Annotated in this window: 8 protein-coding genes and 1 pseudogene; 7 read left to right on the top strand and 2 right to left on the bottom strand. The window is 69.0% G+C overall.

All coding sequences use genetic code 11. The annotated features are described in order from the left end of the window. Positions 1-24 precede the first annotated feature (24 nt). From ID132_RS11025 to ID132_RS11035, 3 genes are read left to right on the top strand one after another with little or no spacing between them, the layout of a single operon-like run. Positions 25-1,254, top strand: a complete 1,230-nt coding sequence (locus ID132_RS11025) for an MFS transporter (RefSeq protein WP_193128630.1) — start codon at positions 25-27, stop codon at positions 1,252-1,254. 21 nt (positions 1,255-1,275) lie between these two features. Beyond that, on the top strand, positions 1,276-3,051 hold the full coding sequence (locus tag ID132_RS11030; protein WP_193128631.1) for an HSP90 family protein: 1,776 nt from the start codon (positions 1,276-1,278) through the stop codon (positions 3,049-3,051). Between the two features lie 11 nt (positions 3,052-3,062). After that, positions 3,063-5,294, top strand: a complete 2,232-nt coding sequence (locus ID132_RS11035; protein WP_193128632.1) for a hypothetical protein — start codon at positions 3,063-3,065, stop codon at positions 5,292-5,294. On the opposite strand, the gene ID132_RS11040 is transcribed toward ID132_RS11035, so the two are convergent. Beyond that, positions 5,291-6,160 carry an RDD family protein gene (locus ID132_RS11040; RefSeq protein ID WP_193128633.1) on the bottom strand — a complete coding sequence of 290 codons (870 nt, stop codon included), beginning with the start codon at positions 6,158-6,160 and terminating at the stop codon, positions 5,291-5,293. The two genes, ID132_RS11035 and ID132_RS11040, sit on opposite strands and share 4 nt — an antisense overlap. Positions 6,161-6,176: 16 nt before the next feature. On the opposite strand from ID132_RS11040, the gene ID132_RS11045 reads away from it, so the two are divergent. From ID132_RS11045 to ID132_RS14090, 4 genes and pseudogenes are all read left to right on the top strand, one after another. Continuing rightward, complete coding sequence (locus tag ID132_RS11045; RefSeq protein WP_193128634.1) at positions 6,177-7,172, top strand: stage II sporulation protein M; 996 nt, start codon at positions 6,177-6,179, stop codon at positions 7,170-7,172. A gap of 446 nt (positions 7,173-7,618) precedes the next feature. After that, positions 7,619-8,110 (top strand): annotated as a pseudogene (locus tag ID132_RS15340) (histidine kinase dimerization/phospho-acceptor domain-containing protein); the annotation flags it as partial. A 67-nt stretch (positions 8,111-8,177) separates the two neighbouring features. Further along, positions 8,178-8,642: a sensor histidine kinase gene (locus ID132_RS14085; RefSeq protein WP_235988513.1), complete on the top strand. Its 465-nt coding sequence runs from the start codon at positions 8,178-8,180 to the stop codon at positions 8,640-8,642. Then, positions 8,639-9,325 (top strand): response regulator transcription factor, encoded by a 687-nt coding sequence (locus ID132_RS14090; RefSeq protein ID WP_328744300.1) that lies wholly within the window; start codon positions 8,639-8,641, stop codon positions 9,323-9,325. The genes ID132_RS14085 and ID132_RS14090 overlap by 4 nt, the downstream gene beginning before the upstream one ends. 6 nt (positions 9,326-9,331) lie before the next feature. Here ID132_RS14090 and ID132_RS11060 read toward each other — a convergent pair whose 3' ends face one another. Next, positions 9,332-9,727 carry a hypothetical protein gene (locus ID132_RS11060; RefSeq protein WP_125107750.1) on the bottom strand — a complete coding sequence of 132 codons (396 nt, stop codon included), beginning with the start codon at positions 9,725-9,727 and terminating at the stop codon, positions 9,332-9,334. Positions 9,728-9,875 lie beyond the last annotated feature (148 nt).

A 9,875-nucleotide genomic window follows, 5' to 3' on the forward strand; every position in this document is an offset into this window, starting at 1 on the left:
TCGCGAGTGGAGGAGAGGGAACTGATGGTGGAGAGTCGTGAGGGTAGGGCGCAGCGCGCGCCGAGCATCCTGCTGTTTGTGTTGATCGCCGCGATGGCGGTCGGCATCGTCTTCAACTTTGGCGTCACCTCGCTGAGCGCGCCGCTCATCGAAACGTTCGGCATCACCGACGGCCAGTTCGGCATCATCCTCTCGACAATCTTCCTCTCGGCCGGCCTCACGTCGACGCTGCTCGGTGTGCTCGCCGACCGGCTGCGCACCATCGTGCAGTTCGCGATCATCATGGTCGGCACGCTGCTCGCCTTCGTCATCACGATCGTCTGGCACAGCTTCGCTGGCTTCATCGTCGCCGCGCTCTTCGTCGGCCCGGCTCAGGCGATGTCGAATCCGGTGACGAACCGTCTCATCGCGACGCGCGTGCCGGCCGCCCAGCGCTCGACCTGGATGGGCTGGAAGCAATCGGGCGTGCAGATGGGCATGCTCGTCGCCGGCCTCAGCTTTCCCCTCATCGCGACGGTCGGCGGCTGGACCGCCGCCGCGACCTTCGGCGCCGCGATCAGCGCCGCCTGCTTCGCGATCAGTTGGATCGTGCTCAACCGCCTGCGTCGCCCGGCCAACGGCGGCACCGCCCCGGTAACCGGCACGATCGTCACGAACCCCAGCGAGGCGACGAAGCTGCCGCCCGCGGTCTGGGTATTCGCCGCCATCTCATTTCTCAACGCCGTCGGCACGCAGGGCGTCAACACCTACGTATCGCTCTTCTCGATCCGCGAGTTCGACTTCCCGGTCGAGCTCGGCGGCCTGCTGCTCGGCGTCATCGGCGTCATCGGCATCCTCAGCCGCGTCGGCTGGGGCCGCGTCAACGGCAGCTGGGGCCGCCCCGCCCCGCTCATCTCGGTCATGAACCTCGGCGGCATCGCGGGCCTCGGCGCGCTCTGCCTCGCGTCGATCACCGGCCAGGTGTGGCTCGTCTGGGTTGGCATCGCGATGCACGCCGCGCTCCCGCTCGCCGCCAATGTCGTCATCAACTCCGGCATCATTGCGGCGGCGCCGCGGGCCCGCATCGGCATCGCCTCCGGCCTCGTCTCGGCTGGCATGTACCTCGGCTTCGCATCGGGCCCCGCCATCATCGGCTGGCTCGTCGACCATACGGGCGGATTCCTCGCGAGCTGGGGCGCCGTGGCCTGCACCTACGCGCTCTGCTTCGTGCTCGCGCTGATGCTTGCCTACCTGCAACGTGGAGATCGCACATAAAACGGTCTCTATGCTGGCGGGGTGACAACCGAGAACTTCCAGGTTGACCTGCGCGGCATCGTCGAGATCCTCTCGCACCACCTCTACTCGAGCCCGCGGGTGTTCGTGCGCGAGCTCATCCAGAACGCGCGGGACGCGCTGGTGGCGCGCGAACGCCTCGGCCAGTCCGCCGCATCCGGCCAGCAGGCACCGATCGAGCTCATCGTCGACGAGCCGCGCCGCGCGCTGCTCGTGCGCGATGCGGGCATCGGACTGACGGAACAGGAGGCCCGCCAGTTGCTCTCGACCATCGGCGCCTCGAGCAAGCGCGGCGAGTTTGCGCAGGCCCGCCGCGACTACCTCGGCCAGTTCGGCATCGGCCTGCTCTCGTGCTTCCTCGTTGCCGACCAGATCGAGGTGCGCTCGCGCAGCGCCCGCGAGTCGAATGCACCGACGATGCACTGGATTGGAAGCGGCGACGGCACCTTCACCGTGACCGAGGCGGCCGACCCGCTTGAGGCGCCCGGCACCGAGGTGTGGGTGCGGGCGCGGCCCGAAGACGCCGGCTGGGTGAGTTTCGAGCGCGTCGAGTTGCTCGCGTCGAAGTTTGCCGGGCTGCTGCCGGTGCCCATCACGGTGCACCGCGGCGCTGATGGCAGCCCCGGCCGCATCGTGAGCAGGCAGACGCCGCCGTGGCAGCTCGCCGGGCCGGACGCGCTCGAGTGGTGCTTGCGCACCTTTGGCATGTCGCCGCTCGCGGCCTTCCCGATCGACGTGCCCGTCGCGGGCGTGCGCGGCCTCGCGTTCGTCTCGAGCAACGCGATTTCGAGCAAGCACCGCGGCGGCGACCGCGTCTTCTCGAACGGCATGTTCGTCGCCGACGACAACACGCAGCTCGTGCCCGAGTGGGCGACGTTCGTGAAGGTCGCGCTCGAGGCGGGCTCGCTGACGCTCACCGCATCCCGCGAATCGCTGCAAGAGACCGAGCTCGTGCGCGACGTGCAGGCCGAAGTCGGCCGGCAGCTGCGCACGGGCATCGAACGACTCGCGGCCGAGGGCGGCGACCGCTTCAAGCAGTTCCTCGACGTGCACTCGACGAACCTGCTCGCGATGGCCGCGGCCGACGACGTCATGCTGCAGTTCGTCGCGCGCCACTATCTCTGGGAGACGAGCTCAGGCCTCGTGCCGTTCGCGCAGATGCCGAGCAAGATCAGTTACGCCTCGACGGTGGGGGAGTTCAGTGCGAACGCCTCGCTCGTCTCGGCGCAGGGTGGGATGCTCGTCAACGGCGGCTACACGCATTCGATTGCCGTGCTCGAGGCATTCGGCAGGGTCCAGACGCGCGTGCGCGTGAGCCTGTTCTCTCGTACCGAGCAACTCGACGCGCTGCCGCAACCGAAGCCCGAGCGGCAGGCATTCGTCGAACAGCTGAGGGCCGTCGCGACGCCGGTGCTGGACGAGCTCGGCGTCGGGCTCGACCTGCGTGACTTCGCCCCGGCATCGGTGCTCTCGCTGCACGTGCCGCCCCCGCCCGCCGGGTTCGACTTCGCCGAAGAAGCCGCCGACGATGACCCGTGGGCCGCCCTCACCGGCGGCACCAAGCAAGCCGACCCCGTCGACCGACGCCCGAAACTCGTACTCAACGTGCGCGCCGACGCCGTGCGTGCCGTCGTCGCGGCCCGCACGCTGCAACTGCAGCAGCAGGCCGTGCGCGCCCTCTACCTCCTCAGCCTGCTCCAGGCAGGTCAACGACTCAACGCTGACGAGCAGCGAACCCTGGCCGATGCGCTGGGCGAGTTGCTCGTTGCGGCCACCTGAAAGGGAAACTCATGATTCGATACGACGAAGTCGCCGATCTCGAGGGCGAGCAGGCGATTCGCGTCCGCGCTCTCATCGACCGCAGCTCGGCGATCTGGGACATGCCGCTCGACCGCGGCACCGCGGAGGCGTGGGAACAGCAGGTCGCCGACTGCGAGGCCGAGGGCGTGCCGCACCTCGCGGCGAGCGCCCGCTACGGGCAGTACTCGTTGTTCTCGCAGACCGGCAAGGCGCAGGAAGCGCTCGAGGCGTACGCGCGCCTCATGCAGATCATTGCCAGGTACGGCGACCACCTGCACCCCGACAACCTCGCGACGTTCCTCGAGTCGATCAGCACCGTCGCCTCGACGCTCGTCGACGACCCGAGCATCCCGCGCGCCCAACTCGAGCAGGTCGTCGGCCTCGTCGAGGCGCAGATTCGCGAGCGGGGTCTCGACCTCGGCGAGGCGTTCCTCGCGAAGGCCGAGCTCGCCGCCGACTTCGGCGACCGCGACGCGACCCTGCAGCACCTCAACGAGTGGCTCACCGCCGACAACGACTACTGGCAGCCCGGCAGCCCCTACAGCTCGGTATACGAGAGCTCGATGCTCGTGCGCGTCGACCCGCAGCTCGCCCTGCGCACGCTCGAGCAGCGGCTCGCCGGCCTCGGCCTCGGCCCGGGCCCGCTCGACCCCAACCACCCCGAGCTGGCGCACCTCGTGAGCCTCCGCGCCCGCCAGGGCGTGCTCTATGCCCGCGCCGGCCAGCGCGCGGTTGCCGCGCAGATCGGCGACGAGTTGCGTGAACAGTTCGAGCTCGACTGGCTCATCGACGAGATCGAGGCCCAAGACCTCCTGGTGGTGCTCGAGCACCGCCGCGACGAGGCGGAGGAGTTCGCCGACCACCTCCTCTCCCAGCTCTACCTCGACGACACGAACTGGCGCACCACCGCCGCGGTCGCCCGCGTGCGCGTGCTCGCCGACCCTGCGAACGACGAGGGCTGGCTGCTGTTCAAGATCGCCGAAAATGCGGCGAAGCTGCACGACGAGCGCGGCGGTGTCGCCACCCGCCACCAGGATGAACTGCGCGAGTTCTGGCTCGAGGGCCTGCCAGATGCGCCGAAGCTCGACATCGTCGACGATGCGGAGGTGTGGGGCGACCCGCAGGCGCGCGCCGAGCACATCCTTCGGGCAGGCTGGCTGCCGCGACAGACACAGGGCGTTTCGGTCGATCGCGCGCCCGTGTCGATGAACAAGCGCTACCACGAGACCATGCTGGCGGTGCAGGAGCTCAGCGAGGAGTCGACGCAGCCCGAACTCGTCGACAAGATCATCGCCCGGGCGCAGGAGCTTCGCCTCACGACCGTCGTGTTCGGCACGCTCTTCCTCGGCGCGATGCAGCACGCCGTCGTGGGCAACAACCGTGCCATGCTCGAGGGCCTCACGCACACCCAGCGCCTGCGCCTCGATGACAACGACGCCATCGAGCCCGGCGTGCGCGCCGCCGCCGAGGGTGGTTACGTCGATGTCGTGCACCAGGCCCTCGGCGACCCCGACGTGTCGATCGACTCGGTTGCCGAGTTCATCACCCTCGAGCACGAGGTGCGCGCGAAGGTCGGCGGCCCGACGAGTCAGCTCGCGCTCGGCCAGGCGCAGGTCGCGGCCCAGCTCGGCGATGTCGACGCACTCAAGGAACTCCTCACCACGTTCACGCGGTGGCTCGAGCACGAGCGCGAGCAGGTCGACGAGCATAAGTTGATGCTTCAGGCCGCCGGCCTCGTCGCGCCGTTCAGCCCCGACTACGCAGCAGAACTCGCCAGCCAGGTGCTCGCCGAGACGCACGACGCCGAGCACCGCCGCGCCGCGCTCGCCTGGGTGGCGTGGCACGAGCTGCTGGACGGCCGCACCGATCGCGTGTCCGAGGTCGTCGCCGGTATCGAGGAAGTCGAGCGCGACCTGAGCGAGTTTGGTTCGGTGCCCGCCTCGGTGCTCGTGCAGCTCGCCGAAACGAACCCCGACGAGCTCGCGTGGATCGTCGATGCCGCACTCGACATCGTCGACTACGAGGGCGCGCCGGTCGACATCGACATCTACGCGACCGCCGCCCACTTCCTGCTCACGCACCGCCCAGACGACCCGCGCGGGCCCAAGTTCCGCGCCGACGCGCAGCGCATCGCCGACGCGCTCGATGCGCGCAACGGCAACCGCTTCCAGGGCTGGCGTCTGCACACGCAGTGGCTGCGCGACGTGCAGCAGGAAGGCTAACCGCGGGTCGGGAAGCCGTGCGGGTTGCCGTGCAGCACGCCCTCGAGGCGGGACGAGCGCTGCCGGCGCCGCTGCATCCCGAGGTATTCGCGGTCGCGGCGCACGACGCTGACGCCGACGAGGAACGTCTCAGCGTCGACGTCGGGAATCGGATGCACGTAGGGTCGCGCCCGGCGCGCCAGGTCACCCGCGAGGTGCTGGCGCGCCGCCGGCGAGAGCTTGTCTGACTGCACGAAGAAGTCACGGATGCGCCGGGCGAGCGGGTCGGGCAGGCGCGCCACATCGGCGACCCGGGCCCAGCCCGCGAGCTGCGGCGGCAGCGTGAGGGCGAGCGGCTGCGGCCGCGGCGCGCGCTCGTACTGCGCGTAGGTGCCGGCGAGGAAGTCGCCGACGCGCTTCGAGCGGCCGTTGAAGAGGCCGACGAGGGCGGCGATGCTGCCGAGCGTGAGGAAGATCTCGGCGAGGCCCGCGAGGGCGCGCACGAACGAGTGGCGGAAGCCGATCGCGCCGCCGTCGTCGCGCACGACGCGCAGGCCGAAGATGAGCTTGCCGAGCGAGCGGCCGTTCGAGAGCACCTCGACCGTGAGCGGCACGAGAATGAACCAGAGCACGGCCCAGGTGATCTGAATCACATTGACCCACACGTCCTCGAACTGCACGTTGTTGTTCTGCAGGAAGTTCGTGAGCATCCAGGCGAGCCCGAGCAGCGATACCAGGTAACCAACGAAAATCACGAACGCGTCGATCGCGGCGCTGCCGGCGCGCAGCAGCCAGCCGGCGGCCGGGATGCTCAGGGCAACACCCTCGCCAATGACGACATCGTCGTCGGCAAACGAGGCAACTCGGGGCGCGGGCTGCGAAGACATGAGAGTATTTCACCACATGGACATCGACGCCTACGCGGCCGCGCAACGCGCGGAATGGGAGCGGCTCAGCGAATTGTCGCGCAGCCGCCGACTTAGCGGCGCCGAATCGGATGCGCTCATCGCCCGGTACCAGGCCGGCGCCACCGACCTCTCGGCCATCCGCACGGCCACCGGCGACAGCGCCGAGAGCGTGCGCCTCTCGCTCGATCTCGCCCGGGCCCGCCGCCGCTTCACCCGCGTGCGCCGCAACGTGCTCGTCGTGTTGCGCGAGTTCTTCGTCGAGCAGCTGCCCGCATCGCTCTACAGCGTGCGCTGGTGGACCCTCGCGGCTGCGGTGCTCACCGTCGTCGCGGCCGTGTTCTCGTACTTCTGGCACATGTCGAACCCCGAGATCCTCAGCTTCTACGGCAGCCAGTCGGGCCTGCAGCAGTATGCCGAGGAGGACTTCATCAACTACTACTCGGAGTATTCCGAGTCGGCCTTCACCGCCCAGGTGTTCACGAACAACGCGTTCATCGCGGCGCAGTGCATCGCGTTTGGCATCACCGGCATCTTTCCGATTTTCGTGTTGATTCAGAACGGCATCAGCCTGGGCATGTCGGCCGCCGTGCTCGCGTCGTTCGGGCACCTCGACGCGTTCTTCCTCTGGATCGCGCCGCACGGGCTGCTCGAGCTCACGATGATCTTCGTCGCGGGCGGGGCGGGCTTCGCGCTGTTCTGGTCGCTCGTTGTGCCCGGCAACCGCACCCGCGTGGATGCGATGGGCGCGGCCGGGCGCACGCTCATCATCGTCGCGGTCGGCACCACGATCTTTCTGCTGCTCTCCGGACTCGTCGAGGGCTTCGTCACGCGGCAGGACTGGCCGTGGGCGGTGAAGATCGGCATCGGCGCGCTCGCGCTCGGCTCGTATCTCGCCTACGTCCTCGTGCTCGGCAGGCGCTCGTACCGGGCCGGGCATCGCGGCGATCTGCGCGCATCCGAGGCCGGCTATACCCAGGTCTATGCCGACTAAGGCGATGTCGCTGCGCAATCGCGTGCTCGTCTCCCTTATTGGCATCACCGCGATCACGCTGTTCATCACGACGCTCGTCGACTTCGTCATCGACTGGATCGACTACGACGAGCAGGTCGCCGGCGGCTTCGATCGCTCGTACGCCCAGGTGACCGAGCTCGCGCGCAACGGCGTCGACCCGGCGACGGGCGAGCCGTTCGCGTCGGCCGAGGCGCTCGTGCAGCTCGCGATTGAGCGCGCGGTGTCGGAGCCCGGGCAGGGCTTCCTCGGCATCGTCGACGGCGAGGCGCGATGGGCGGCGCCGACGACGGTGCCGCTGCGAGTCGAGGACGACCCGGAGTTCGTCGAGCGCGTCGAACGCGAGGTCGAGGGGGCGGGCGGCACGACCGAGCTCACCTTTGGCACTGCCGAGCGCACCTATCGCGTGCTGCTCGTGCCGATCGCGNATGGCGGCGAACGACCCGACCGACGGCACCGATGCGTTCATCATCGCCTATGACGTGTCGACCGGGCGCAACGCACTGTTGCAGCAACATCTCGTGAGCCTGCTCGTCGGCGCCGTCGTGCTCGCGCTCGCCGGGCTGTTCGCGTGGCGCGCGTTTGGCCGCGTGCTCGCACCGCTCACGGCCGCGCGCCAGACGGCCGAGGAGGTCACGGCATCCGATCTCAGCAGCCGGATTCCAGTCGAGGGTAACGACGATCTCGCGCTGCTGGTCGGCACGATCAACGCGATGCTCGACCGACTCGAGGCCGCGTTTGCCGGGCAGCGCGAGCTGCTCGATGAGGTGAGTCACGAGCTGCGCACGCCGCTGACGATCGTGCAGGGGCACCTCGAGCTGCTCGACGAGCACGACCCCGAGGAGGTCGCCGACACGCGTGCGCTCGTGCTCGACGAGCTCGCGCGCATGAACCGATTGATCGAAGATCTCTTGCTGCTCGCGAAGTCGGGTCGACCCGACTNTGCGCCGCAGCGAGGTCGACCTTGCCGAGCTGCTCGACGGCGTCATGCAGAAGGTGCGCCCGCTCGGCGACCGCGACTGGCAGCTCGACTCGCGGCCCGAGGTGGTCGTGCGCCTCGACCCGCAGCGCATCACGCAGGCGCTGCTGCAGCTCGCGGGCAACGCGGTGCAGTACTCCGAGCCGGGCAGCCGCATCGCGCTCGGCGCCTACCTCGAGCCGAGCACCGGCCTGCTGCGCATCTGGGTGCAGGATGCCGGGGTCGGCATCGCGCCCGAGCAGCGGCAGCGCGTATTCGAGCGCTTCGAGCGCGAGGACGATGGCGGCGAGTTGCCGACGATCGGCGGCGGGCTCGGCATCGGGCTCGCGATCGTCACCTCGATCGCCCGCGGCCACGATGGCACCGTCGACCTCGAGTCGCAGCCCGGAGTTGGCAGCCGCTTTACCCTCGTGCTTCCCCTACGTCAGTCCGAACCCGACCCCGAACTCGAAGCGAACGGAGCCGCAGCGTGACCAGCATCCTCATTGTCGAAGACGAGGCTCGAATTCGGGCCTTCATCACCAAGGGCCTCAAGGCCGCCGGATACGCGGCGGTCGGTGTTGCGACGGGGCGCGAGGGCGTCGATCACGGGCTGAGCGAGGAGTTTGACCTCATCGTGCTCGATATCGGCCTGCCCGACATCGATGGCTTCGACGTGCTCGATCAGCTGCGTGGCTCGGGCGTGCGCACGCCCGTGATCGTGCTCACGGCGCGCACCTCGGTCGACGACACCGTGCAGTCGCTCGAGACCGGCGCCGACGACTATATGCCGAAGCCGTTTCGGTTCGAGGAACTGCTCGCGCGCGTGCGGTTGCGCCTGCGCGCGACGGCGGATGCGCCGGGCTCATCGTCGCCGGCGAGCGCGACCTCGCTCGNGCACGGTGGCGTACGCCTCGATCTGCGCACCAGGCGGGTGACCGTCGACGGCGCCGAGGTGGAGCTGTCGGCGCGGGAGTTTTCGCTCGCGCAGGAGCTGCTCGAGCATCCGGGTCAGGTGCTCACGCGCGAGCAGCTGCTGTCGCGCGTGTGGGGCTATGACTTTGACCCGGCGTCGAACGTCGTCGATGTGTACATTCGCTATCTGCGCCGCAAGCTCGGCAGCGACCGTATCGAGACGGTGCGGGGAGTCGGCTACCGGCTCGCAACGCGCTCGTAGCTGGCGCTAGTCGTCCCACTCATCGTCGTCATCGTCGTCCCAGTCGTCGTCATCGTCGTCGTAGCTGCTGCCGCTGCCGCCGCCCGACCCTGATCCGCTCTCGGGCTGGATCGGCTGTGCCGGCGCGGGGTTGACGGGCTGTGGCTGGGGCAGCGAACCGGAGTCCGATGCGTCGTCGGTGGAGGTCGGCGTTGCCGTCGGCGTCTCGTTCGGCGTTGCAGACGGCGTGGCCGGGGGAGTTCCGGTCGATGTTGGAATCGGCGTGCCGCTCGCGGGAATCGTGACGGCGTCGCTGACCTCCTGCTGCTGGTCGCTGTTCGCGATCGAGATGCCCGAGAAGGCGAGCAACGCAAGCACGAGCACGGATGCGGCAGAAAGCAGCACGGGGGCGAGGCGATGCATGGCAGGTCTCCTATTCGGTCTCGGGATGCTGCGAGCGTATCGAGCGCGTCAAGTCACCCGCATGAGGCAGAGATGAGAGATCTCTCATGTTTGCAGCCTCGTCGACTTCGATGACGGACTCCTCCCTCGTTAGAACGGTGCCGGGTCG

It is taken from the genome of Gulosibacter sediminis (assembly GCF_014904065.1).
Taxonomy (GTDB): Bacteria; Actinomycetota; Actinomycetes; order Actinomycetales; family Microbacteriaceae; genus Gulosibacter; species Gulosibacter sediminis.

Excerpts from the sequence above, each read along its gene's own strand:
- ID132_RS11060 (WP_125107750.1), bottom strand. The coding sequence starts at position 9,727 with ATGCATCGCCTCGCCCCCGTGCTGCTTTCTGCCGCATCCGTGCTCGTG.
- ID132_RS11025 (WP_193128630.1), top strand. The coding sequence starts at position 25 with ATGGTGGAGAGTCGTGAGGGTAGGGCGCAGCGCGCGCCGAGCATCCTG.
- ID132_RS11035 (WP_193128632.1), top strand. The coding sequence starts at position 3,063 with ATGATTCGATACGACGAAGTCGCCGATCTCGAGGGCGAGCAGGCGATT.
- ID132_RS11045 (WP_193128634.1), top strand. The coding sequence starts at position 6,177 with ATGGACATCGACGCCTACGCGGCCGCGCAACGCGCGGAATGGGAGCGG.
- ID132_RS14085 (WP_235988513.1), top strand. The coding sequence starts at position 8,178 with ATGCAGAAGGTGCGCCCGCTCGGCGACCGCGACTGGCAGCTCGACTCG.
- ID132_RS11040 (WP_193128633.1), bottom strand. The coding sequence starts at position 6,160 with ATGTCTTCGCAGCCCGCGCCCCGAGTTGCCTCGTTTGCCGACGACGAT.